This window comes from Actinoplanes sp. NPDC049668, from assembly GCF_044465445.1.
Lineage (GTDB): Bacteria > Actinomycetota > Actinomycetes > Mycobacteriales > Micromonosporaceae > Actinoplanes.
Map to the genome: position 1 here is coordinate 233267 of NZ_JBITLR010000001.1, position 24343 is coordinate 257609.

Below are 24343 nucleotides of genomic sequence, written 5' to 3' on the forward strand. Positions count from 1 at the left end.
CCGCGGTGCGTAGCGGGCCGTGGGGCGTAGCGGGCCGTGGGGCGTGGCGGGCCGCGGTGCGTGGCTGTCCTCTACGCGTGGCGATCCGTGGTGCGTGGCGGTGGCGGCTTGAGGTCCGGGGTGGGGGCTGCCGGGTCGGGTTTGGTGGGGGCGGGGCCGTGTGGGTCGCTGTGCGCCGGGTGGGCGGTCGTTGGCGCGGGGGCGCACGGGATACTGCCCGCGTGGCGATCAAGGCGTTGATCTTTGACTTTGACGGCTTGCTGATGGACACGGAGAGCACGCTGCTGGAGAGCTGGCGTTGGGAGTGGCGGCGCCATGGGCTCGAGCTTGACCCGGCCGGCTTCTTCGCCGACCACGGTGGCGACGCGAACGAGCCGCGTTATGCGGCGCTTGCCGCGGCGGTCGGGGGCGTCTACGACCGTGGGGCCAGTCATGCGCTGCGGATGGCGTACCGGGCGGAATTGAATGCGGCGCTCGGGCCGGCGCCGGGCATCGTCGGGTGGTTGGACCGGGCCGGGGAGCTGGGGCTGCGGCTGGCGGTGTCGAGCAGTTCTCCGATCACCCACGTGGGTCCGATGTTGGATCAGGTGGCGCTGCGGGCGCGGTTCGAGGTGCTGGCGACCGGCGAAGAGGTGGCGGCGCACAAGCCGGATCCGGCCGTCTATCTGCTGGCGCTGGATCGGCTCGGATTGCAGGCGGAGGAGGCGGTCGCGTTCGAGGACACCGCGCACGGCGTGGCCGCGGCGCAGGCGGCCGGGCTGCGCTGTGTGGCGGTGCCGAACCCGCATGCCGACCACGCCCGCTTCGCCGCGGCGGACCTGCTCCTGTCGAGCGCCGCCGATCTGCCGCTGGACAGGGTTCTGGCCAAGCTGGACCGGTAACCGAGCGTTCCCGGCGAGCCGGTCGGGCCCGACGATCTCGAGATCGCCCTGCCGGGTGAAGTCAGTGGTGCTGACGAACTCGCCCAGCGGGCGGGGGTCCAGCGCGGCCGACCGCCGGGCACCCGGCCTGATCCTCGGCTCGGCTCGGTCTGGCCCGGCGCAGATGAACCCCGGGGATCGTGACCCGGGCGCGGGCCGAGGACCTCGCGTTCCAGGTCACGGATGCGGGTGGTCCGTCAGGACCTCGTCGCGGGCTGGACCGGGGCGTAGGGCCAGCGGAGGACGAAGATCCAGTCGAGGCCGTCCTCGCCCTGGTCGTCGAGGTGCTCGGCGCGGACCAGGCCCGCCCGGCACGCCACACGCTGGGAGGCCACATTGTCCGGGCGGACGCGGGCCACGACGGTCCACTCCGGCAGGTGCTCGCTCGCCCAGGCCACCACGGCCTGGGCCGCCTCGCTGGCCACGCCGGCTCCCCACGCCCGCGTGTCGAGGCGGTAGAACAGGTTCAGCACCTCGATCTCGCGGAAGCGGACCACCTTCACCCCAGCGAAGCCGAGGATCTTGTCCGGCTCACGGTCCCGGATCACCCAGTAGCCGAACCCGTGCCGGCGCCAGTGCTCGTCCCAGCGGCCGTACAGGTGCTCGGCGTCCTCGCGGGTGGCGACCAGGTCCGAAGGGTTGTGCAGGCATGCCTTCGGGTCATGATGGATCGCGAAGATCGTTTCGAGGTCGGCGGGAACGGGCCGACGCAAAGTCAGCCGCGCGGTGACAATCTCCACGCATCAGACTTTACGAGAGGACCCGGGTCAGTCCAGCCGCGACGTCACCCTTCCGCGCCCGGGCCGACCCCAACGCCAGGTCAGCCCTCGGACGCGAAATCATCACATCGAGGCCGGCTCGCACCGCCTGACCGCCAAGACCATCACACCCAGCAGCCACTGCCAGGCCAATGCCGCGGCGACTCCCAGCCCGGCGTTCCACCCGCGTCGCCAGCCCAGCCGCAACCGACACCAACCCGCGAGACCACCACGCCATTCAGACCAAATCGGCGAGACGATCTCGTCGGGGTCGGTGCCACGGCGACTCGCATCGTGGCTGTCGGCCCGTTTGCGGCGTCGCCACCGTCGCTGCCGGCTGACCGCGACGATCACGCCCTGGCAGTTCGGTTCGTGAGTGCTCAGGTCAGGTGCGGCGCCACCTCGGTTGCTACCAGCTCGACGTGGTGCAGGTCGTTCAGGTCCAGCAGTTGCAGGTACATCCGCGACGCTCCGGCCTCGGCGTAGCGGCCGAGGATCTCGATCGCCTGGTCGGGGGTGCCGACGACGCCGCCGTTGCCGCGCATCTCGTCCACGTCCCGGCCGATCGCGGCCGCGCGGCGGCGTACCTCGGCGTCGTCGCGGCCCACGCAGAGGACGGCCGCGGCCGAGAACGCCGGTGGTTGCGGGCGGCCGATCGCCGAGCTCGCCGCGCGGACCCGGTCGTAGCGGGCCGGCAGGTCTTCGATCTTGGCGAACGGGGCGTTGAACTCGTCCGCGAACCTGGCCGCCAGCGCGGGGGTGCGCTTCTTGCCGGAACCGCCCACGATGATCGGCGGGCGGGGCGACTGGACCGGCTTCGGCAGGGCCGGGGAGTCCACCACCTGGTAGTGCTTGCCGGTGAAGGAGTACGTCGCGCCGACCGGGGTCGTCCACAGTCCTTCGATGATCTCCAGCTGCTCCTCCAGGCGGTCGAAGCGCTCGCCGACCGGCGGGAACGGGATCGCGTACGCCTCGTGCTCGCGTTCGAACCAGCCGCCGCCCAGGCCGAGCTCCACCCGGCCGCCGCTCATCGCGTCGACCTGGGCCACGCCGATCGCAAGGGGGCCCGGGAGGCGGAACGTCGCCGAGGTCACCAGGGTGCCCAGCCGGATGGTGGACGTCTGTACCGCCAGCGCGGCGAGGGTCAGCCAGGCATCCGTCGGGCCGGGCAGGCCGTCCCGGCCCATCGCCACGTAGTGGTCGGAGCGGAAGAAGCCGTCGAAGCCGGTCTCCTCGGCGAGCTGGGCCACCCGCCGCAGGTCGTCGTAGCCGGCACCCTGCTGGGGTTCGGTGAAGATCACAAGACGCATAGATCCCACCCTGCCAGACGGCCCGCGACGCGCCCGGCCGCCTGTCGCGCACAGAGCGTTCCGGGGCAGTAACGTTGACCACCATGGGCGGCTATAAATGGATCAGCCTCACGACCGACTACGGCACATTCGACGGATTTGCCGCGGCGTGTCACGGTGCGATCGCGCGGATTGCTCCCGAGGTGCGGGTCATCGACATCACACACCACGTGCCGCCCGCCGACGTGCCGCGGGGCGCGGCGGTGCTCGCGCAGACCGCGCCGCACCTGCCGTCGTCCGTGCATGTCGGGGTCGTCGATCCGGGCGTCGGCTCGGATCGCCGGGGCATCGCGATCGGCACGCCCGGCGGCGTGCTGGTCGGGCCCGACAACGGGCTGCTGGTCTGGGCCGCGGAGGCGCTCGGCGGCATCGACCACGTGGTCGAGCTGACCAATAAGGACTGGCTGCTCGGCGACGTCTCGCGGACGTTCCACGGCCGGGACGTGTTCTCGCCGGCCGCGGCCCGCCTCGCCCTGGGGGCGCCGCTGAGCGACGCCGGGCCCGCGATCGACGCCGGCACGATCGTCCGGCTGCCCGACCCGATGGTGGCGGTCGGCGACGGGTGGCTCGAGGCGGAGGTCGTCACCGTCGACCGGTTCGGCAACGTGCAGCTCGCGGCCGGTGGCGCGATGCTCTCCGGGCTCAGTCCCGAGCTGGTGGTCGGCGGGGTGAAGGCACGCCGGGCGCAGACGTTCGCGGACGCCCAGCCGGGCGAGCTCATCGTCTACGAGGACTCGGCCCAGCGGGTGGCGATCGCCGTCAACGGCGGCCGCGCGGTCGTCGTCCTCTCGGTCCGCCCCGGCGACATCGTCCGAGTCGCCGAGCGCTGACCACCCGACGCCACCCGCGGGCGTCACAGACGGTGGTGTACCCAGACGTTCGGCTCCACGTAGACCGCGTGGTTCTGGGACACGTCGCAGTGCACCGGGCCCAGCGCGTGCGGCACCGTCACCGGCCCGGTCTCGTCGAACGGCAGGCCCGTCCACTCCCGCCACTGCGCCAGCGTCCCCGCCATCACCATGCTCGAGTGCGCCACGTTCACGATCCGGCCGCCGGCCCGCACGTGCACCCGCAGCCACGGATCCACCGGGAGGCCGTCGGCGCGGCGCTCATCCGCGTACGCGTCGATGGGTCTGCCCTGGGCGCCGGTCGGCCGGACCGGCGCGACCAGGTCCGTGAAGCCGCGGGCGGCGACGTTGGCGCGCATGGCCGCCAGCATCCGGCCGGACAGGCCGGTGCCCCGCAGGTCCGGCCGGATCATGATCTCCAGGGCGGAGACCATCGTCGGCGCGATGCCGCGGAGCCGGTCGTGTGCGGCCCGCCGGATGGCCCAGTCCCAGCCGTCCTCGGGCAGTCCGTCCTCGATCGGGTCGTCGAAGCTGACCGGGACCGAGTGCGCCTTCGCCACGGCCCTGCCGGTGTCCGCGTCGACGGCCAGCAGCTGGAACTCGGGATGGTGGTCGAACTCGTAGCCGTAGAAGAATGCGCCGGTCCGGTCCTTCGTCATGAACTCGGGCCACAGGCCGTCGAGCTCGGACCAGCGCGGGACGAAGTCGGGGCGCTCCGCCGCGGTGGCGATTTCAAGATCCATAGCCAGACAATAGGCGTGTTGGCAGGATGGGACGTATGCCCGAGGGTGACACCGTCTGGAACACGGCGCGGGTGCTGGAGCGCGCGCTGCTCGGCGACGTGCTCACCGGCTGCGAGTTCCGCGTGCCGCAGCTCGCGACGACCGACCTGACCGGGTGGACGGTCGCCGAGTCCGGCAGCCGGGGCAAGCATCTGCTGCTGCGCCTGACCGACGGCGACCGGGCCATGACGCTGCACTCGCACCTGCGGATGGACGGCGCCTGGCGGACGTACCCGGCCGGCGAGCGGTGGAGCGGGCGGCCCGCGCACCTGATCCGGGTGGTGCTGCGCACCGACCGCACGGCGGCGGTCGGCTATCACCTGCACGAGGTGGCGCTGGTCCCGACGGCGCACGAGGGCGCCCTGCTCGGCCACCTCGGGCCGGACCTGCTCGGCGCGGACTGGGACGAGGACGAGGCCGCCCGGCGGATCGCCGCGAGCCCGGACACCCCGATCGGCGAGGCGCTGCTCGATCAGCGCAACCTGGCCGGGATCGGCAACCTCTACAAGGCCGAGACCCTGTTCCTGCGCGGGCTGTGGCCGTGGACGCCGGTCTCGGCGGTGCCGGACCTGGTAGGCACGGTGCGGCTGGCGCAGAAGCTGGTCGCGTCGAACCGCGGCCGCTGGACCCAGACCACGACGGGTTCCCTGCGCCGCGGCGAGACCAGCTACGTCTACGGCCGGCGGGCGCAGCCGTGCCGGCGCTGCGGCTCGGCCATCGCGAAACAGGATCAGGAGGAGCGGGTCACCTACTGGTGCCCGCGCTGTCAACCGGAGCGGCCCTGAGCTCCGACAGGCCCTCGGCGATGCCGCGGAGGCGGTCGGCCGCCTCGACCAGGCTGGTCAGCGCCGGGTGCTGGTCCGCGACCGGGTGGCCGTCCTCGGCGACGTAGCTGGCCGCGGCCGCGACCAGCCGCTCGTACGCGCCGACACCCTCGGTGAACTGCTTCGCGAGGCTCTCGTGCGCGTGCTCGATCCCCGGCCGCTGGTCGGGCGGGCTGAGCGGGAGCGCCCGCTCCACGCTCGCCACCCGCTGGCCGAGGTCGCGCAGCCACTGCTCGGCGACCGTCGCCTCGAGCATCGCGGACTCGCCGGGGCCGGTCAGCCGGCCGGCCAGGCCGGCCAGCGTCGCGGACGCGCGGTCCAGCCGGTCCCAGGCGTGGACCACGGCGGAGCCCTTCACGGCGTAGCGGTCCTTGTGCCGGCGCATCTCCTGCAGGACCTGGCGGCCGGCCGGGAAGCGCTCGACGGCGGCCATCAGCCGCTGGCCGGGGATGCCCGGCTGGGGAGGCGGCGGCGCGGGCAGCGCGGCCAGCGCCCGGTAGTCGCCCCAGCGCCACCAGGCCAGGACCGCGGACGCCCCGGCCGAGGCCGCCCAGACCGCGTCGGCAACACCTATCCCCGCGTACGGCGTGAGGACGGCGGTGGCGGCGACCAGCCCGCCCCCGACGACGCTCCACCGCCGTGCCGAGCCGCGCAGCCGCCTGAGCCGCCGGAAGTACCGGGTCCGCTCGTCCACCGTCTGGCCCCTCCCCGCAAAACGCGTCGTCAGCCGGCGGCCGACGTGTCCCCGCGCTTGGAATTCATGCTGGCCCGGATCTCGTCGAGCCGGGCGACGCTGGCCGGGTCGGCGGCCGGGGTCGCCGGCTTGCCCTGCTCAACGGCCGGCTGCGCCGGCGTGCCGCCGAGCTTCTCGCCGGCCATGCTGGCCCGAATCTGCTCAAGACGGGATGAACCGGCCATGTCGAGGCTCGACTTCTGCACCTCGAGCATGCGGCCCTCGACGGAGTTCGACGCCAGCTCGGCGCGGCCCATCGCGTTCGCGTAGCGCTGCTCGATCTTGTCGCGCACCTCGTCCAGCGACGGGGTGTTGCCGGGCGCCGCGAGGTTCGACATCGACTCGAGCGACTTGGCCACGGTCTCCTGCATCTTGGCCTGCTCGAGCTGGCTCAGCAGGCGGGAACGCTCGGCGATGCGCTGCTGCAGCACCATCGCGTTGTTCTCCACCGCCTTGCGGGCCTGGCCGGCCGCGGAGAGCGCCTGGTCGTGCAGCGTCTTCAGGTCCTCCATCGACTGCTCGCCGGAGACCAGCTGGGTGGCGAGGGTCTGCGCGGTCGACTCGTACTTCTGCGCCTCGGACTCGTCACCGCCCGCCCGGGCCCGGTCGGCCAGCACGAGGGCCTGGCGCGCCATGCCCTGCAGCTTCTCGACCTCGGACATCTGCCGGGACAGCTTCATCTCGAGCTGCCGCTGGTTGCCGATCACGGCCGCCGCCTGCTGCACGAGGGCCTGGTGCTGCCGCTGCGCGTCCTCGATGGCCTGCTGGATCTGCACCTTGGGGTCGGCGTACTCGTCGATCTTCGCGCCGAAGAGCGCCATCATGTAACGCCAGCCCTTGACGAACGGGTTCGCCATATCCGCGGTATCCCCTCAATGTCGCTCAGTCGGACGCGCCACCGACGCGGGACCGAGGGGTCTTCACGATGGCGCGGAGTCCATCGTGTCAGCTCCATGCCACCGGCGTCACGTGACCTCGGGGGGATCTCAGGGTCTTGCGAGGGTTCCCCCGAGGTCGAGGCTACGCGCCGACAGGCGTTCCGGCGACGGCCGGAACGCCTGCGATCGGTCTGAGGTCAGGCCGCGTAGATGATGTCGCGTTCGCGCTTGCGGGTGGTGCGCAGGGTCGCCCTGAGCGGGGAGTCCTGGCGCACCGAGACGGAGACGTTTCCGTCGGTGGTGAGCTGGCGCACGGCCGGGGCGTCGGTGCCCTTGGCCGGCGGGGTCGGCTCCAGCGGGACGAGGACGCCGTCCATGCCCTCGGCGAGCGCGAGCGTGCCGCTCACCTCGCCCAGAACCTCGGAGAGGCGGGCGCCCAGGGCCTCACAGATCGCCGCGAGCAGCTCGCTGGACGCTTCCTTCTGGCCACGTTCGATTTCGGAGAGATACCCGAGGCTGACGTTGGCGGCGGTCGACACCTCACGCAGCGTGCGATGCTGACCCTGCCGGCGCGCCCGAAGTGCGTCACCGATAACCCGGCGTAGCAGGACCATGGCACCTCCTCCTGCGGCGGGGCCGCCGGCATCCGCCGGAGGCTTCCCGCAACCGTACCCGTTGCGGGCGACACCGACATCCCGCCCCGCCGAATTCCGGGACCACCCGGGGAGCAGGGTCGGTCCCCGGGGCTACTGATGCGTGGGTGTCAGCCCGCGCACCTCCTCGGCCAGCAGGCCGAGCACGGAGACCACCGTCTCGGTGCGGACGTCGTCGCGCGACCCGCTCAGCCGCAGCTCCCGCACGGCGGCGCGGCCCGGCCCCGCGACGGCGACGTAGACCAGCCCGACCGGCTTGCCGTCCTGCGGCTCGGGCCCGGCGACGCCGGTCGTGGCCAGGCCCCAGTCGGCGCCGCAGCGGGTCCGCGCGCCCTCGGCGAGCGCCTGGGCGACGTCCGGGTCGACGGGTCCACGGTCGGCGAGCAGCGCCTGCGGCACCCCGGCGAGGGAGTGTTTGAGGTCCGTGGCGTACACCACCAGCCCGCCCCGGAACACCCTGCTCACGCCGGCTATCTCGACGATGGTCGCCGCGACCAGGCCGCCGGTGAGCGACTCGGCGACGGCGAGGGTCTCGCCCCGGTCGACCAGCGCGTGCACTACCGCCGCGGCGGCCACAGCCGTCTCCAACTTCCTCACCCCTCGCGCCGGGCCCTCCGGCGCATGCGTACGGCCTGGAGCACGTAGTCGGCGCCGGTCACCACCGTCACGATAAGGGCGGCGACCATGAGGGCGGTGCCGATGGCGTCGAACGGATCGGGCACCGGCCACAGCAGCCAGGCGATCGCCGCGATCTGCAGCGCCGTCTTCAGCTTGCCGCCGCGGCTGGCCGGGATGATCCCGTACCGGATGACCCAGAACCGCAGCGCGGTGACGCCCCACTCGCGGACCAGGATCACGATGGTCACCCACCACGGCAGCTGGTCGTACGCCGACAGCAGAATCAGCGCGCTCCCGGTGAGCGTCTTGTCCGCGATCGGGTCGGCGACCTTGCCGAACGAGGTCACCAGCTCGTAGCGCCGGGCGATCCAGCCGTCGGCGAAGTCGGTTGCCGAGGCGACGCAGAAGGTCAGGCACGCCGCCATCCGCCAGCCCGGCTCGGTCATCTCGGAGATGATCACAAAGACCACGAAGAACGGGACGAGCACGATGCGGACGGCCGTCAGCAGGTTGGCCGGGTTGTAGAGCGATACCGGCCGCGGCGCGGCCACCGGTACCGGCTCGTCGGTCACGATGCGGCCGCGGCGGAGATCATCTCGACCGGCACGGCGACCAGGTCGACGCCCTCGGTGGCGGTGACCCGGGCCCGGACGAAGTCGCCGGGGCGCAGCGCGGCCAGGTCGGCGCCGTCGGCGCCGGCGACCAGCGTGGTGGAGCCGTCGACCTCGGGCGCCTGGTGCGCGGCCCGGCCCTCGATCTCGCCGCCGGCGACGGTGTCGACCAGCACCTCGACGATCGAGCCGAGCCGGTCCTCCGCGCGCTGGGCGCACAGCTCGTCGGCGAGGTCGCTGATCCGGCCGAAGCGCCGCTTGATGGTGTCCTCGCTCACCTTGCCGGTCAGGCCGGCGGCCTCGGTGCCGTCCTCGTCGCTGTAGTCGAAGACGCCGATGGCGTCGAGCCGGGCGTCGGTCAGGAACCGGACCAGCTCGTCGACGTCCTGGCGGGTCTCGCCGGGGAAGCCGACGATGAAGTTGCTCCGGGCGCCGGCCTCGGGCGCGAGCTCGCGGGCGGAGGCGAGCAGCTCCAGGAAACGGTCGGTGGAGCCGAAACGCCGCATCCGGCGCAGCACCGGCTCGCTGGAGTGCTGGAAGGAGAGGTCGTAGTAGGCGGCGACGCCCGGCGTGGTGGCGATCACCTCGACCAGGCCGGGCCGCGTCTCGGCCGGCTGCAGGTAGCTGGCCCGCACCCGCACGATGCCGTCGACGGCGGCGAGCTGCGGCAGCAGCTTCTCCAGGGCGCGGGGGTCGCCCAGGTCCTTGCCGTAGGAGGTGCTGTTCTCGCTGACCAGGACGAGCTCGCGGACGCCGGACCGGGCCAGCCACTCGGCCTCGGCCAGCAGCTCCTGCGGGTCCCGGGAGACGAACGCGCCCCGGAAGGCGGGGATGGCGCAGAACGAGCACCGCCGGTCGCAGCCGCTGGCGAGCTTGAGGCTGGCCACGGGGCCGCTGTCGAGCCTGCGGCGCAGCACCTGCCGCAGGTGCGCGGGCGTGTGCTCGTCGACGGTGGCGTGGCCGGGCACGACGACCTTGGCGGCCTGTCGCGCGACCGGGGTCAGCGGCAGCAGCTCGCGCCGGTCCCGCGGGGTGTGCGCGTCGAACCGCTCGCCCGCCAGCACCCCGTCGAGCCGGGCGGCGATGTCGGTGTAGTCGTCGAAGCCGAGCACGGCCTGCGCCTCCGGCAGGCTCTCGGCGAGCTCCTTGCCGTAGCGCTCGGCCATGCAGCCGGCGGCGACCACCTTGGCCCCGGTGTCGGCGGCGGCCAGCAGCGTCTCGATGGAGTCCTGCTTGGCCTTCTCGACGAAACCACAGGTGTTGACAAGCACCACATCTGCGCCGTCGGCGTCGGTGCTGACCTGCCAGCCCCCGGCGTCGAGCCGGGCGGCCAGCTCCTCGGAGTCGACCTCGTTACGGGCGCACCCGAGGGTCAGAAGCGCAACGCGGCGCGGAGCGGGAGTCGTGGACACTCTGCAAAGGTTACCGGGCTACCGACGGTGACCTGTCCCCCGCTCGGCCGGTATGCCATCGCGCGGTAACCCGAAGGGCGGCCCGCGTTCACCCCGGCTCGGTAGCGTCCCGGGCTCGGCTCGACATGGGGGAACGAACGTGCGCCGGGTAAAGCCCGAATGGATATTGATCGCCGTGCTCGCCGTGCTGGCGGTGGCGATCCGCTGGGTCGGCCGGCACGAGATGACCGCGGACATGCGGATCTTCTTCATCTGGTACCGCAAGCTCGACGCGGCCGGCGGCTGGTCCGGGCTGAGCCAGGAGATCGGCAACTACAACGCGCCGTTTCTCTACATCCTCGCGCTGCTGACCTATCTGCCCGGTTCGACGCTCATGAAGATCAAGATGGCCTGGGTCCTGTTCGACGTCCTGCTGGTGTACTTCGGCTACCGGATCGTGGCGCTGCGCCGGCCGGGTTGGCGCATCCCGGTGCTCGCGGCGCTGGTGCTGGCCTTCCTGCCGACCGTGGTGATCAACAGCTCGCTGTACGGGCAGTGCGACGCGATGTGGGCCGCCTTCGCGCTCGGCGGGGTCTACTACCTGCTCCGCGAGCGCCCGTGGGTGGCCGTGACCCTGTTCACGGTGGCGCTCTCGGTCAAGCCACAGGCGATCTTCATCTTCCCGCTGCCGGCCCTGCTGGTGCTGGCCGGGTCGCTGCGCTGGCGCACGCTGCTGGCCGTACCCCTGGTCTATGTCGTTCTCGATCTGCCGGCGGTCCTCGCCGGCCGCGACCCGGTCGAACTGCTCACGCTCTACAGCCCGTCCCGGCAGGCCGCGTACGTGCCGGCGCTGACCTCGAACGCCGCGAGCGTCTACGCGTTCCTGCCGGTGCACACGCGGCTGGACACTCTCAAGACCCTCGGGTACGTCTTCGCCGCGGTCCTGGTGGTCGGGGTGATCTACACGCTGATCGCCGCCCGGGTCCGCCTGGACGCCGCCCGGATCATGACCGCCGCGACGTTCTTCGTCATCCTCGTCCCGTTCCTGCTGCCGGGGATGCACGAGCGGTACTTCTTCCTGGCCGACGTGATGACCGTCGTGCTGGCGTTCTACCGGCCCCGGCTGTGGCCGGTCGCCCTGCTGGTGCAGGCCGCGTCGCTGCTGTCGTACCTGCCGTTCCTGTTCATCGGCACCGGGCACGGGCCGTTCGTCCCGCTGCCGGTGCTGGCCACCATGATGCTGGCGGCCCTGCTGATCACCGGCCACGCCCTGCTGGGCGACCTGCGCCCGGTCAGTCGACCCGCAGCGACGACAGCGCCTCTTCCAACTCGTCCGGCTTGATCAGCACGTCGCGGGCCTTGGAGCCCTCGGACGGGCCGACGATGCCGCGGCTCTCCATCAGGTCCATCAGCCGGCCCGCCTTGGCGAAGCCGACCCGCAGCTTGCGCTGCAGCATCGAGGTCGAGCCGAACTGGGAGGTGACCACCAGCTCGATCGCCTGGATGAGCACCTCGAGGTCGTCGCCGACCTCCTCGTCGATCTGCTTCTTCTTGTTCTCCGGCGGCGCGGTGACGTCCGGTCGGAACTCCGGCTCGCGCTGGTCCTTGCAGAACTTGACGACGTCGTTGATCTCTTTTTCGTCGACCCAGGCGCCCTGGAAGCGCGCCGGCTTCGAGGCGCCCATGGGCAGGAAGAGACCGTCGCCCCGGCCCAGGAGCTTCTCCGCGCCCGGCTGGTCGAGGATGACCCGGGAGTCCGCCAGCGACGACGTCGCGAACGCCAGGCGGGACGGGACGTTGGCCTTGATCAGGCCGGTCACCACGTCGACCGACGGGCGCTGGGTGGCCAGCACCAGGTGGATGCCCGCCGCGCGGGCCAGCTGGGTGATGCGGACGACCGAGTCCTCGACGTCGCGCGGCGCGACCATCATCAGGTCGGCCAGCTCGTCCACGATCACCAGCAGGTAGGGGTACGGCTTCATGACCCGGTCGACGCCGGGCGGCGCGGTGATCTCGCCGCTGCGGACCTTGCGGTTGAAGTCGTCGACGTGGCGTACCCCGTTGGCGGCGAGGTCGTCGTAGCGCATGTCCATCTCGCGGACGACCCACTCCAGCGCGTCCGCGGCCTTCTTCGCGTTGGTCACGATCGGGGTGACCAGGTGCGGGATGCCCTCGTACGCGGTCATCTCGACCCGCTTCGGGTCGACCAGCAGCAGCCGCACCTCGTCCGGGGTGGCCCGGGTCAGGATCGACACCAGCAGCGAGTTCAGGCAGGAGCTCTTGCCCGCGCCGGTCGCGCCCGCGATCAGGATGTGCGGCATCTTCGCGAGGTTGGCCACCACGTAGCGGCCCTCGATGTCCTTGCCGAGCGCCACCAGCATCGGGTGGTGGTCGGCGGTCGCGGCGTGCGAGCGCAGCACGTCGCCGAGCGACACGTTCTCCGGGTCGGTGTTGGGGATCTCCACGCCGACCGCGCTCTTGCCCGGGATCGGGCTGAGGATGCGCACGTCCGGCGACTTCACCGCGTACGCGATGTTGCGCGAGAGCTGGGTGATCCGCTCGACCTTGACGCCCGGGCCGACCTCGACCTCGTAGCGGGTGACCGTCGGGCCGCGGGTGAAGCCGGTGACCGCCGCGTCCAGGTTGAACTGGTCGAAGACGCCGGTCAGCGCCATCATGATCTCGTCGTTGGCCTTGCTGCGCGACTTCGGCGCGGCGCCCTTGCCGAGCAGGTTCGGCGGCGGCAGCCGGTAGTCGCCCTCGACCGCGGAGATGTCCAGCTGCTCGGCGCGGGTCGGCAGCGGCGAGTGCTCGGGAGGCTCGGGGGTCTTGCGGCTGGCCGGCACCTTCTTGCCGCGCGGCACCAGGACGGTGTCGTGCACGATGGGGTCCTCGGCGTCCGCGGGCTCCGGTGCCAGGCCGATGTCGGAGAGCGAGCCCTGGCGGCGGCGGGACGGCGCGCGGCGCTTGGGCGCCTCCTCGCTGCCGGCGTCGTCCAGGTCGGACAGGTCCAGTTCGGGCAGCGGCGCACGCTCGGCCGAGCGGCCGAGCAGCACGTCGACCAGCAGCATGAGCCGCTCGGGGATCCGGTTGATCGGCGTCGCGGTGATGACCAGCAGACCGAAGATCAACAGCAGGATCAGCAACGGTACGGCGACCCAGGCGGTCACCGCGCGCTCCAGCAGCGCGCCGACGCCGTAGCCGATGAGCCCGCCGGAGCGGTCCATCTCGACGTCGTCGGCGGGGCGCTGGGCCAGGTGCAGCAGGCTCGCGGTCGACACGACCAGGGCGGTCCAGCCCACCACCGACCGGCCCCGGTGCTCCGGATCGGCGGACCGGCGCATGAAGCGGACCGCGCCGTAGAGCAGCAGCAGCGGGAGCAGCACGGACAGGCCGCCGAAGAAGAGCCGCACCGCGTCGGCCAGGCGGGCGCCGACCGGCCCCGCCGAGCCGGCCCAGACCGCGACGCCGACGAGGATCGCGAGGCCGAGCATGAGCAGTCCGGCACCGTCGCGGCGGTGCTCGGGATCGATCTCCTTGGCCGTCGCCGCCTGGCGGCCGACGCCGCGGGCCACCCAGCCGACGCTGTGCGCGAGGCCCATCCAGAGGGTGCCGACGCCGCGGCCGAGACCGGCCACCAGGACCGCGGAGACGCTGGGGCGGGCTCGGGTCGCGCTCCTGGCCCGGGTGCGCGCGGCGGGCCGGGCGGCGGGCCGGCGGGCGGCCTTGCGGGCCGGCTGCCGGGCGGGCTGGCGGGCACGCGTCGTCGCGGCGCCGCGCGTGGTCGACGCGGCGCGGCCCCGGCTCGCCGGAGGAGTTCGGCCCGCCATGCCCCATACCGTAACGGCGCCGCGCCCGCGAGCCCGCGCGCCGCACCGTGACCACCTTTCGCTTTTTCCTCGTCATAGGATCAAGACCATGTCCGTTCTGCCGAAGCCGCTCAGCCAGCAGATGATCGTCGAGGTGTTGAACGCCCGCGAGTTCGCCCACTTCATCGACGACGACGGCGACGTCGGCGGCAACTGGCAGGGCTGCCTGATCTACTTCTTCCTGCTCGGCCGGGACCAGGAGGTGCTGCAGGTCCGCACGCTGACCCGGACCGTCTTCAGCACCGACGACGTGCACCGGCTGTACGCGTTCTGCAACGCCTGGAACCACGACCAGCTCTGGCCCAAGGCGTACGTGCACACGGCCGACGACGGCGCGGTGCGGGTGGTCGGCGAGGTCTCCGGCGACTGGGAGCACGGCGTGACGCCGGAGCAGCTCGACCAGATGATGATCTGCGGGATCGCGACCGGCTGCGAGCTAGCCGACGCGGTCGCGGCGCTTTCGCCGGAGCAGTAGGAACCCGGCCCACGAGGACAGGACGATCACGGCGACCACGAGCTGGGCCGCCCACTCGTAGCCGTGCGGGTAGAAGACGCCCTCGGCGTGGTTGTCCAGGAACCCGCCGTTGAGCGGCGCGAGGCCGGCGCCCTCCCGACCACGGTCCTCGAGCCAGGTCAGCGGGCAGGTCAGCCCGGCGACGACGATCACCAGCAGCCAGCCGGCGCAGATCGCCTGCAGCCAGATCAGCCGGGGCCGGCGCCAGGCGAGGAAGCCGCCGAAGATGCCGAAGGCCAGGAACGCGAAGTGCGCGCACACGGCGGCGGCGATCAGTACCCGGTATCCCACGGGCTAACGGTATTCGAGACGCAGCGCTGCCCGCGCAGGACGGAGGATGGCCCGCGCGGGCAGCACGTCTTCGCGTCAGCCGCGGTGGTGGCCGCGGCGGTGGTGCCCGCCGCGCTGCTGCTGCTGACCGGCGTCGTCGTCGCCCGGCGGCTCGTCCGCCTCGGCGGGCGGCGCCGTGGTGGCCTCGGCCGGCGGCGCGGCGGCGGCGGCACCTGCACCCGCGGCCCCGCCCGTGGTGAGCAGGGTGAGGTTGTTCGTCTCCAGGATCTCGGTGAGCGGCTGGAAGAACGTCTCGCCGCCGACGGTGCAGTCGCCCGAGCCGCCGGAGGTCACGCCCTGCGCCTGGTCGCCCGAGAGCCACGGGCCGCCGGAGTCGCCGCCCTCGGCGCAGACGTCCGTGCGGGTCAGGCCGGTGACGGCGCCCTCCGGGTAGTTCACCGTCTGGTTCTTCGCCAGGATCGTGCCGCAGAACGTGCCGGTGGTGGAGCCGGAGCGGCAGACCGCGGCGCCGACCGGCGCCTCCGTGCTGCCGCCGACCGGCAGCGCGTTGCCGTCGAAGTCGTTGACGAACGGCTGCAGCGTCACGCCGGCGTTGGTCTGCACCACGCCCATGTCGGCGGTGCCGGGGAAGACCGACGCGACGACCTCGCCCTGGTCCAGGTTCTCCCGGTCGGTGGTCTGGGTGCCCTCGGCGCCGCAGTGCCCGGCGGTGACGAAGCCGCCCTCGACCGCGAACCCGATGGAGCAGCGGGCCTGGCCGCCGCCGATGTTGACGAAGTACGGCTCGGCGCCGATGACGTCCGCGAGCGTCCGCGGCGACCGCTTGGTGACGACGACCTTCACCGCGTCGCGCGCGATGCCGGCGTCCTCGGCGAGCTCGCGCGCGTGGTCGATGTCGCCCGGCAGCGCCTGCACCACGACCTTGTTGGCCGCGACGTCGACGTACCAGCCGGGCAGGTCGCGGTCGGCCCGGGTGGCCTCGCCGTCCAGCGCCTGCTTCGCCTGGTCCAGCTCGGCCACGCTGCGCTCGACCAGGCGCGGCACGGCACCGGCCGCGCGTACCCGGCCGGCCAGGCCGGCGTCGGTGATGCCGATGTTCAGCGTGGTGCCGTCCCGGCCGAGCCAGGAGCCGCCGTAAGCGTCTCCGGCGGCGCTGCGCAGCTGGGCGGCGACGCCGCTGGCCCACGCGGCCCGCTGCACCCGCGCCGCGGCCGCCTCGGTGCTCACACCGAGGTCCCGCTTCATCGCGGCGAGCAGCTGTGGGGCTACCGCGTTGGTCGCCTGCGGCGCGGAGCGGCGCGACGGCGTGTTGGTACCCGCCATCGACGGCAGGGTGAATGCCACCGCCGCGCCCGCTGCCGTCACCGTCGCCGCGATCGCGACGACCGTTCTCCGCTGCATCCGAAACTCCCCTCGCATCGAGTGCCGTGGGGGCGGCACCGTGCCCTCAGATACGCAGGGAGGTCTCGGCCGGATCAAAAAATCCGGTATTCACAGAAAACAATGCCTCCGGGTTACACCTCGACCACGGTAGGCACGATCATCGGGCGCCGCCGGTACGCGTCGTTCACCCAGCGCCCGACCGTGCGCCGCACCACCTGTTGCAGCTGGTGGGTGTCGGTGATGCCGTCCTCCGCCGAGCGGTGCAGCGCCGCGGTGAGCAGCGGGATGACCGGGTTGAACGCCTCCGGGTCCTCAGAGAAGCCCTTCGCCGACACGCTCGGCTCGCCGACCACCTTGCCGGTCACCGAGTCGATCACCACGGTGGCGGAGATGAAGCCGCCGTCGCCCAGGATCCGCCGCTCGGTGAGCAGCGACTCGCTGACGTCGCCGACGGCGAGGCCGTCCACGTACACGTAGCGGTTCCTGACCCGGCCCACGTGCCGGGCGTGGCCCTCGACGAGGTCGACGACGTCGCCGTCCTCGCAGAGCACCACCCGGTCCGGCGCGACGCCGGACTCGATGCCGAGCTGTGCGTGCGCCCGCAGGTGCCGCCACTCGCCGTGCACCGGCATCAGGTTGCTCGGGCGCACGACGTTGAGCAGGTAGAGCAGCTCACCGGCCGGGGCGTGCCCGGAGACGTGCACCTTGGCGGTGTCCTTGTGCACGACCGTCGCGCCCGCCCGGGCCAGCTGGTTGATCACCCGGTAGACCGAGGTCTCGTTGCCGGGCACCAGCGAGCTGGCCAGCACGACGGTGTCGCCGGACTCGATGGTGATGTGCCGGTGGTCGCCGGTCGACATGCGACCGAGCGCGCTCATCGGCTCGCCCTGCGAACCGGTCGACATGAAGACGATCTCGTCGTGCGGCATCGAGGCGGCCTCGTCGAGGCTGACCAGCAGCCCGTCCGGGATGCGCAGCAGGCCGAGATCGCGGGCGATGCCCATGTTTCGCACCATCGAGCGCCCGATCAGCGCCACCTTGCGCTCGTACTCATACGCCGCATCCAGCACCTGCTGGACTCGGTGCACGTGCGAGGCGAAGCTGGCCACGATGATCCGGCCGCGGGCCTTCGCGAAGATTCCGCCGATCACCGGGCCGATGTCGCGCTCGGGCGTCACGAAGCCGGGGACCTCGGCATTGGTCGAGTCGGAGAGCAGCAGGTCGACGCCCTCGGCGCCGAGCCGGGCGAAGCCGGCCAGGTCGGTGATGCGCCCGTCCAGCGGCACCTGGTCCATCTTGAAGTCGCCGGTGTGCAGCACCAGGCCCGCCGGGGTGCGCACGGCGACGGCCAGCGCGTCCGGGATGGAGTGGTTGACCGCGAAGAACTCGCACTCGAACGGGCCCAGCCGCTCGACCTGTCCCTCCCGGACGGTCAGCGTGTACGGGTCCAGCCGCCGCTCGGCCAGCTTCGCCTCGACCAGCGCGAGGGTGAACTCGGAGCCGACCAGCGGGATGTCGGGCTTGAGCGCGAGCAGGTAGGGCACCGCGCCGATGTGGTCCTCGTGCCCGTGGGTGAGCACGATCGCCTGCACGTCGGCGAGCCGGTCCCGGATCGGCGTGAAGTCGGGCAGGATCAGATCGACGCCGGGCTGCTCCACATCAGGGAAGAGCACTCCGCAGTCGATGACGAGAAGCTTGCCGTCGTACTCGTAGACGGTCATGTTGCGGCCGATGGCACCGAGCCCTCCCAGCGGAGTGACGCGCAGGGCGCCCTCCGGCAGCGGGGGTGGCGGTTCCAGTTCGACGTGTGCCTGGCTCAAATGCGAGGCCTCTCTAATTGGTGCCGAGGGGCTGTCCCGCCGCGGCGGCGTCCTCGTGCAGTTGGTTCGTTTCGGCCTCGGTGGCGTCGACCAGCGGCGAGCGCACGGGGCCGGCGGGCAGCCCGAGGGCGCGCAGGCCGGCCTTCACGAGGATGGTGCCCTGTGTCCGGAAGATGCCGGTGAACAGCGGCAGCAGCTGCCGGTGCAGCGCGAGCGCCCCGGCGTTGTCCCCGCGCTCGTACGCCTCGATCATGGCCTTGGTCCTCGGGCCGATGAAGTGGGTCGAGGTGCCGACCACGCCGACCGCGCCGATCGACAGCAGCGGCAGGATGGCGGCGTCCTCGCCCGAGTAATACGCGAGATCGGTACGCCGCAGCACGTCGGCGCTCCCGGCGAAGTCGCCCTTGGCGTCCTTCACCGCGACGATGTTGGGGTGCTCGGCGAGGCGGACCAGCGTCTCGGTGGCGATCGGCACGCCGGAGCGGTGTGGGATGTCGTAGAGCATGACCGGCAGGCCGACGGCGTCGGCGACGGTCGTGAAGTGCCTGATCAGGCCCGCCTGCGGCGGCTTGTTGTAGTACGGCGTCACGACCAGCAGGCCGTGCGCGCCCGCCTTCTCGGCCGCGCGGGCCAGCTCGACCGTGTGCGCGGTGTTGTTGGTGCCGACCCCCGCGACGATCCGGGCCCGGTCGCCGACGGCCTCGACGACGACGCGGAGCAGGGTCTCCTTCTCGGCGTCGGTCGTGGTCGGCGACTCGCCGCCGGTCCCGCTGATCACCAGCGCGTCGTGACCCTGCTCGTCCACCAGCCAGGTTGCCAGCCTCGCCGCGCCCTCGACGTCGAGGGAGCCGTCCGCGTGGAACGGGGTCACCATGGCCGAGAGCAGCCTGCCGAAGGGCCGCGGGTGGTCGTGCGTCATACCGACAACTTATCGGACGGCCGGAGTGCTTACCCCGTCGCCGGTGTGCGGCCGCCCCGGGCTCAGACGTAGAAGGCGGTGAAGGGCGCCCAGGGCAGGTTGCGCAGGAGGCTGAATATGCCCCAGGCGGCGATGAACGTGCCGATCACCCCGGGACTGAGCCTGAGCTGCGGGACCTTCCAGCCGAAGAGCCGGCGCCCGGCCCAGGCGAAGTACATGTAGAGGAGGAAGGGGACGGCGAAGACGAACAGCGCGTGGTGCCGGGCGGCCGCCGGGACGTCGCCATGAAGCAGGTACCAGGCGGCCCGGGTCCCGCCGCAGCCCGGGCAGATGAAGCCCGTCGCGTACTTGAGCAGGCAGCTGGGTGCCGCGCCGGCGTTCGCCTCGGTGGGGCTGGTGACGAACGTGTAGCCGACCGCGCCGGCCATGCAGACCAGCATCGCGGCCGGGGCGACCCAGACCGGCGAATCGCGCCACCTGCGCTGGATGAAGCGGGTCACGCGGTCCTGCTGCGGCTCCTCGAACTGCGGGTGCGGCGGGTGGCCCGTGACCGTGCTGCTCATGGCCGTCACGGTACACCGGCGGAGGCAACCTTCAGCGCGGCCGTCAGCGGGCCCGCGAGGTCGCCGCGGTCCGGCGCCGCGATCGAGTCGAGGCCCAGCCAGCCGGCCAGCCGGCGCAGCTCGGCCGCCAGCGCGGTGGCCGTCTCCTCCTGGTCGGCGGCGGGCTCGATCCAGGCCGCCGGGATGCGCAGCACGCCGGCCTTGCGGTCGGCCTTGAGGTCGACCCGGGCGGCGAAGGCGTCGCCGAGCAGGAACGGGAGCACGTAGTAGCCGTAAAGCCGCTGCTCGGCCGGCACGTAGATCTCGATCCGGTACTTCATGTCGAAGAGCCGCTCGGTGCGGGCGCGCTCCCAGATCAGCGGGTCGAACGGGCTGACCAGCGTCGCGGCGCTCACCCGGCGCGGCAGCCGCGCCTCGTGGTGCAGGTAGGCCGGGCCCTTCCAGCCCCGCACGGTGACCGGCAACAGCACCCGGTCCTCGATCAGCTCGGCGACGGCCTGCTTGAAGCCGGCGGCCGGCAGCCGGAAGTAGTCGCGCAGCTCCGGCTCGGCGGCGACGCCGAGCGAGCGGGCCGCGAGCCCGACCAGCGCCCGGAACGCGTCCCGCGGATCCGGGGTCGGCGCCTCGATCACCTGCCGGGGCAGCACCCGCTCGGTCAGGTCGTAGCGGCGGGCGAACGAGGTGGTGCGGTCGGCCGCGGTCACCTCGCCGCTGTAGAAGAGGTATTCGAGGGCGACCTTGGCGGCCGACCAGTTCCAGCCCCAGTTGTCCTTTTTCCGGGGCACGTCGTGCTCGATCTCGGCGGCGGTCAGCGGGCCCCGGTCGGTCACCTCGTCGCGCACCCAGGCGACGAGGTCGGGCTGCTCGTCGATGATGCGCCGGATGCTGCCCCACGCGTAGGTGCGCGCGTTGTGCATGCGCCAGCGGAAGAGCGGCTGGAGCTCGACGTTGATCAGCGAGGCCTCGTGGCCCCAGAACTCGAACAGCGCGCGCGGATCGCGGTAGGCGGCCCGGTCGAGCAGCGCCGGCGGGTAGGGCCCGAGCCGGCTGTAGAGCGGCATGAAGTGCGCCCGCTGCAGCACGTTGACCGAGTCCATCTGGATCAGGTGCAGGCGGCGCAGCACCCGGCGCAGGTGGCGCATGTCGGTGGCGCCGCCCGGCGCGGGATCGGCGAAACCCTGCGCGGCCAGCGTGACGCGCCGGGCCTGCGCGACGGAGAGACTCTCAGGTACTGCCACGGCCAGCACGCTAGCCCAGGGGTCCGACAAAGTCCGCGTCTGTAGGCTGCCGTGCATGGCACTCGGCTTCGTCCGTCCGGCCCGTCCCGAGGACGCCGGAGAGATCGCCCGCATCCAGCTCTCGACCTGGCGGACCGCGTACCGGCGGATGTTCCCGCCGCACGTGCTGGCCAATCTCGACGAGGGCTACCTGGCGCGGGGCTGGACCGAGGCGATCACCGCCGCGCCCTCGCCGCGGCACCGGGTCCTCATCGCGGTCGAGCAGGGCGAGAGCGCGTCCCATGTGGTCGGCTTCGTGGCCGCCGGACCGGCCGACGAGGCGGCGCTGGCCCCCGAGGAACCCGCGCTGGCCGACGACGTCGCGGCGATCACGGACCTGCTGGTCGAGCCGCGCTGGGGCCGGCGCGGGCACGGCAGCCGGCTGCTCGCGGCCACCGTCGACCTGTGGCGCGAGGACGGCTTCAAGGCCGCCGTGGCCTGGGCTTACGACGCGGACGACGTGATGCGCAAGTTCCTCGGCTCGACCGGCTGGGAGCCCGACGGCGCCGCCCGCGCGCTCGACGTCGACGACATGCTGGTCCCCCAACTGCGCCTGCACGTCTCCCTCGACCAGCAGCAGCCGCCGCCGGACTGACTGTGAGCAGCGCCCAGCCGCCGACGCTCGACCTCGTCGTCACGCTCGCCGCGCCGACCTTCGCGCTGGCGGACACCGACGGGCAGATCCCCGCGGGCGGCGCGCAGGGCGTCTTCCACGCCGACGCGCGGGTGCTCTCCGAGGCGGTCCTGCGCCTGGACGGCGGCGAGGCCGAGCCGATCGGCCACGCGGACGAGGGTTCCGGCATCGCACACTTCGACTCGCTGGCCGGCCCGGCCATCCGGATCCGGCGGACCCGCGCGGTCTCCGCGGGCCGGGTCACCGAAACGATCACCCTCGGCTCGGGCGCGCCGGACCCGGTCGGCATCGCGGTCACCCTCGACCTCGCGGTGGACCTCGCGCCCATCGAGGTGGTCCGGGCCGGCGGCCGCGGCACGCCGGTGGCCGCCCGCCGCGCCGCGGACGGCACCCTGCTCTTCCGGCGCGACGGCATCACCGTCACGGTCGCCGCCGACCGGGCCGACACCGACGACCGCGGGCGGCTGGCCTGGGCGGTCACCCTCGAGCCGGGCGCGGACACGACCCTGACCTGCACGGTACGGGTGGACGACCCGACCGCCGCCGTGCACGCACCCGCCCGTACCCAGGACCGGCCCGCCGCCGTGGCGCGCTGCGGCGACCGCCGCCTGGACCGCCTCCTCGCCCGCTCGATCGACGACCTGCGCGCCCTGCGGCTGGCCGACGGCGACGACGTCTACCTCGGCGCCGGCGCGCCGTGGTACCTGACCCTGTTCGGCCGCGACAGCATCTGGGCGGCCCGGATGCTGCTGCCGCTGGGCACCCGCCTCGCCGCCGGGACGCTGCGGGTGCTCGCCCGCCGGCAGGGCACCCGGGTGGACCCGGTCACCGGCGAGGCGCCCGGCAAGATCATGCACGAGCTGCGCCGGCCGGAGTCCGCCCTCTCCGGCGGCGGCCCGCGCCTGCCCGCGGCCTACTACGGCACCGTCGACGCCACCCCGCTCTGGATCAGCCTGCTGCACGACGCCTGGCGCTGGGGCCTGCCCGAGCGCGAGGTCGGCGCCCTGCTGCCGCACCTCGAGGCCGCGCTCGGCTGGCTGGCCCGGCACGCCGACCCGGACGGCGACGGCTTCCTGGAATACCTCGACGTCAGCGGCCGCGGCCTGGCCAACCAGGGCTGGAAGGACTCCGTCGACGCGGTCCGTTTTCACGACGGCCGACTCGCCGAGCCGCCCATCGCGCTGGCCGAGGTGCAGGGCTACGCCTACCGCGCGGCCCTGGACGGCGCCGCGCTGCTGGACGCGTTCGGGCGCCCCGGCGGCAACGGCTGGCGCGGGTACGCCGCCGCGCTGGCGGAGCGGTTCCGCGCCAGGTTCTGGGTTCCCGCCGGCCACCCGGCGCTGGCCCTGGACCGCGACAAGCGGCCGGTCGACTCGCTGACCAGCAACATCGGCCACCTGCTCGGCACCGGAATGCTGACCACGGACGAGGAGCGGGCGGTCGCCGCCGCGCTGGGCGGCGAGCCGATGTCCGGCGGGTACGGGCTGCGCACGATGTCCGCGTACGACGGCGGCTTCGACCCGCTGTCGTACCACTGCGGTTCGGTCTGGGCGCACGACACCGCGATCGTGGCGGACGGGCTGGCCCGCGCGGGCTACCCGGCCGAGGCTGCGCGGCTGATCGACGGGCTGCTGGCGGCCGGGGAGGCGTTCGGCCACCGGCTGCCCGAGCTGCACGGCGGCAACCCGCGCTCGGCGCGGGATCGCCCGGAGCCCTATCCCACCGCGTGCCAGCCGCAGGCCTGGTCGGCGGCGGCCGCGGTGCTGATGCTGCGGACGGCGATCGGCCTGGAGCCCGACGTGCCGGGCGGCACCGTGCGGCTGCGGCCGCTCGCCGGCCTGCCGTTCGGGCCGTTGCGGGTCGACGGCCTGGAGATCGCCGGACGGCCGGTCGCCGTCACCGTCGACGGATCCGCCTCGATCGAGGGCCTGCCGGCCGGACTGACGGCGTCGTGACCCTGCGCGGATCAGTCGAGCAGCGAGTCGAGGCCGATCGTGAGTCCCGGGCGCTTCTCGATCGAGCGGACGGCCAGCAGGACGCCCGGCATGAAGGACGCGCGATCCAGGCTGTCGTGCCGGATGGTGAGCGTCTCGCCCTGGGTGCCGAAGAGCACCTCCTGGTGGGCGACCAGGCCCGCGGCCCGAACGGAGTGGATCCGCACGCCGTCGATCTCCGCGCCGCGCGCACCGGCGACCTCGTCCTCGGTCGCGTCCGGCATCGGGCCGCAGCCGGCCTCGGCCCGGGCCGCGGCGATCAGCCGCGCGGTGTGCGTGGCGGTGCCGCTCGGCGCGTCCAGCTTGCGCGGGTGGTGCTGCTCGATGATCTCGACCGACTCGAAGTAGCGGGCCGCCTTCGCCGCGAACTGCATCATCAGCACCGCGCCGATGCCGAAGTTCGGGGCGATCAGCACGCCGACCCCGGGCTTGTGTGACAGCCAGGACCGGACCCGGTCGAGGCGCTGCTCGGTGAAGCCGCTGGTGCCGACGACCACGCTGATGCCCTGGTCGACGGCCCAGTGCAGGTTGTCCATGACCACGTCGGGGGTGGTGAAGTCGACGAGCACCTGCGCGCCCGCGTCCGCGGCGTTGAACAGCCAGTCGCCCTGGTCGACCATCGCCACCAGCTCGAGGTCGGGGGCGGCGTCGACGGCCTTGCACACCTCGAGGCCCATGCGGCCCCGGGCGCCGAGCACGCCGACGCGGATCGGT

General features: G+C 72.9%; 24 protein-coding genes. 7 read left to right on the forward strand and 17 right to left on the reverse strand.

The genetic code is table 11. From position 1 onward, the window contains the following. Positions 1-221: 221 nt before the first annotated feature. Positions 222-881, forward strand: coding sequence for an HAD-IA family hydrolase (locus tag ACIBSW_RS01090; protein WP_354719389.1), 660 nt, complete (start codon positions 222-224; stop codon positions 879-881). 236 nt (positions 882-1117) lie between these two features. Here the strand turns inward: ACIBSW_RS01090 and ACIBSW_RS01095 are convergent, their stop codons facing one another. Further along, positions 1118-1660: a GNAT family N-acetyltransferase gene (locus ACIBSW_RS01095; RefSeq protein WP_354719391.1), complete on the reverse strand. Its 543-nt coding sequence runs from the start codon at positions 1658-1660 to the stop codon at positions 1118-1120. 398 nt (positions 1661-2058) lie between these two features. Continuing rightward, positions 2059-2988, reverse strand: a complete 930-nt coding sequence (locus ACIBSW_RS01100; protein ID WP_354719393.1) for an LLM class F420-dependent oxidoreductase — start codon at positions 2986-2988, stop codon at positions 2059-2061. An 83-nt stretch (positions 2989-3071) separates the two neighbouring features. Between ACIBSW_RS01100 and ACIBSW_RS01105 the strand changes: the two genes are divergently transcribed. Beyond that, positions 3072-3857: an SAM-dependent chlorinase/fluorinase gene (locus tag ACIBSW_RS01105; protein WP_354719395.1), complete on the forward strand. Its 786-nt coding sequence runs from the start codon at positions 3072-3074 to the stop codon at positions 3855-3857. A gap of 23 nt (positions 3858-3880) precedes the next feature. Here ACIBSW_RS01105 and ACIBSW_RS01110 read toward each other — a convergent pair whose 3' ends face one another. Beyond that, positions 3881-4618, reverse strand: coding sequence for an N-acetyltransferase (locus ACIBSW_RS01110; protein WP_354719397.1), 738 nt, complete (start codon positions 4616-4618; stop codon positions 3881-3883). A 35-nt stretch (positions 4619-4653) separates the two neighbouring features. Between ACIBSW_RS01110 and ACIBSW_RS01115 the strand changes: the two genes are divergently transcribed. Beyond that, positions 4654-5442 carry a DNA-formamidopyrimidine glycosylase family protein gene (locus ACIBSW_RS01115; RefSeq protein WP_354719399.1) on the forward strand — a complete coding sequence of 263 codons (789 nt, stop codon included), beginning with the start codon at positions 4654-4656 and terminating at the stop codon, positions 5440-5442. Here the strand turns inward: ACIBSW_RS01115 and ACIBSW_RS01120 are convergent. The 6 genes from ACIBSW_RS01120 to rimO all read right to left on the reverse strand — a co-directional run bounded on the left by ACIBSW_RS01120 (position 5402) and on the right by rimO (position 10386). After that, complete coding sequence (locus tag ACIBSW_RS01120; RefSeq protein ID WP_354719401.1) at positions 5402-6175, reverse strand: hypothetical protein; 774 nt, start codon at positions 6173-6175, stop codon at positions 5402-5404. The genes ACIBSW_RS01115 and ACIBSW_RS01120 overlap by 41 nt on opposite strands. A 29-nt stretch (positions 6176-6204) precedes the next feature. Continuing rightward, the gene (locus ACIBSW_RS01125) at positions 6205-7071 is read right to left on the reverse strand and encodes a PspA/IM30 family protein (protein WP_354719403.1); all 867 of its coding nucleotides are present in this window, start codon (positions 7069-7071) and stop codon (positions 6205-6207) included. Positions 7072-7289: 218 nt separating this feature from the next. After that, complete coding sequence (locus ACIBSW_RS01130; RefSeq protein ID WP_354719404.1) at positions 7290-7706, reverse strand: helix-turn-helix transcriptional regulator; 417 nt, start codon at positions 7704-7706, stop codon at positions 7290-7292. Between the two features lie 132 nt (positions 7707-7838). Continuing rightward, on the reverse strand, positions 7839-8333 hold the full coding sequence (locus tag ACIBSW_RS01135; protein ID WP_354719406.1) for a CinA family protein: 495 nt from the start codon (positions 8331-8333) through the stop codon (positions 7839-7841). Between the two features lie 5 nt (positions 8334-8338). Further along, positions 8339-8935, reverse strand: a complete 597-nt coding sequence (gene pgsA, locus ACIBSW_RS01140; protein WP_354719408.1) for a CDP-diacylglycerol--glycerol-3-phosphate 3-phosphatidyltransferase — start codon at positions 8933-8935, stop codon at positions 8339-8341. Then, positions 8932-10386: a 30S ribosomal protein S12 methylthiotransferase RimO gene (gene rimO / locus ACIBSW_RS01145; RefSeq protein ID WP_354719409.1), complete on the reverse strand. Its 1455-nt coding sequence runs from the start codon at positions 10384-10386 to the stop codon at positions 8932-8934. The genes pgsA and rimO overlap by 4 nt, the downstream gene beginning before the upstream one ends. A 139-nt stretch (positions 10387-10525) precedes the next feature. Between rimO and ACIBSW_RS01150 the strand changes: the two genes are divergently transcribed. Continuing rightward, entirely contained in the window at positions 10526-11707 is a 1182-nt protein-coding gene (locus ACIBSW_RS01150) for a hypothetical protein (RefSeq protein WP_354719411.1), read from the forward strand. On the opposite strand, the gene ACIBSW_RS01155 is transcribed toward ACIBSW_RS01150, so the two are convergent. Continuing rightward, on the reverse strand, positions 11658-14195 hold the full coding sequence (locus tag ACIBSW_RS01155; RefSeq protein WP_354719413.1) for a DNA translocase FtsK 4TM domain-containing protein: 2538 nt from the start codon (positions 14193-14195) through the stop codon (positions 11658-11660). The two genes, ACIBSW_RS01150 and ACIBSW_RS01155, sit on opposite strands and share 50 nt — an antisense overlap. A gap of 88 nt (positions 14196-14283) precedes the next feature. On the opposite strand from ACIBSW_RS01155, the gene ACIBSW_RS01160 reads away from it, so the two are divergent. Then, positions 14284-14709, forward strand: coding sequence for a YbjN domain-containing protein (locus ACIBSW_RS01160; RefSeq protein WP_354719415.1), 426 nt, complete (start codon positions 14284-14286; stop codon positions 14707-14709). Here the strand turns inward: ACIBSW_RS01160 and ACIBSW_RS01165 are convergent. From ACIBSW_RS01165 to ACIBSW_RS01190, 6 genes are all read right to left on the reverse strand, one after another. Next, complete coding sequence (locus ACIBSW_RS01165) at positions 14671-15039, reverse strand: DUF2784 domain-containing protein (RefSeq protein ID WP_354719416.1); 369 nt, start codon at positions 15037-15039, stop codon at positions 14671-14673. The two genes, ACIBSW_RS01160 and ACIBSW_RS01165, sit on opposite strands and share 39 nt — an antisense overlap. Before the next feature lie 75 nt (positions 15040-15114). Beyond that, positions 15115-16440, reverse strand: coding sequence for a S1 family peptidase (locus ACIBSW_RS01170; RefSeq protein WP_354719418.1), 1326 nt, complete (start codon positions 16438-16440; stop codon positions 15115-15117). Positions 16441-16553: 113 nt separating this feature from the next. Continuing rightward, positions 16554-18242 (reverse strand): ribonuclease J, encoded by a 1689-nt coding sequence (locus ACIBSW_RS01175; RefSeq protein WP_354719419.1) that lies wholly within the window; start codon positions 18240-18242, stop codon positions 16554-16556. Positions 18243-18255: 13 nt separating this feature from the next. Then, a complete protein-coding gene (gene dapA / locus ACIBSW_RS01180) occupies positions 18256-19161 on the reverse strand; it encodes a 4-hydroxy-tetrahydrodipicolinate synthase (protein WP_354719420.1) in 906 nt (301 codons plus the stop codon). Between the two features lie 62 nt (positions 19162-19223). After that, positions 19224-19724, reverse strand: a complete 501-nt coding sequence (locus ACIBSW_RS01185) for a DUF2752 domain-containing protein (RefSeq protein WP_354719422.1) — start codon at positions 19722-19724, stop codon at positions 19224-19226. 5 nt (positions 19725-19729) lie between these two features. Further along, positions 19730-20962 (reverse strand): DNA glycosylase AlkZ-like family protein, encoded by a 1233-nt coding sequence (locus tag ACIBSW_RS01190; protein ID WP_354719424.1) that lies wholly within the window; start codon positions 20960-20962, stop codon positions 19730-19732. Between the two features lie 55 nt (positions 20963-21017). On the opposite strand from ACIBSW_RS01190, the gene ACIBSW_RS01195 reads away from it, so the two are divergent. Together ACIBSW_RS01195 and ACIBSW_RS01200 are read left to right on the forward strand one after the other, a co-directional pair. After that, entirely contained in the window at positions 21018-21596 is a 579-nt protein-coding gene (locus ACIBSW_RS01195) for a GNAT family N-acetyltransferase (RefSeq protein ID WP_354719425.1), read from the forward strand. 2 nt (positions 21597-21598) lie between these two features. Continuing rightward, positions 21599-23590, forward strand: a complete 1992-nt coding sequence (locus ACIBSW_RS01200; protein WP_354719427.1) for a glycogen debranching N-terminal domain-containing protein — start codon at positions 21599-21601, stop codon at positions 23588-23590. Between the two features lie 11 nt (positions 23591-23601). Here ACIBSW_RS01200 and dapB read toward each other — a convergent pair whose 3' ends face one another. Then, the gene (gene dapB, locus ACIBSW_RS01205) at positions 23602-24306 is read right to left on the reverse strand and encodes a 4-hydroxy-tetrahydrodipicolinate reductase (protein ID WP_404799245.1); all 705 of its coding nucleotides are present in this window, start codon (positions 24304-24306) and stop codon (positions 23602-23604) included. Between the last annotated feature and the right edge of the window lie 37 nt (positions 24307-24343).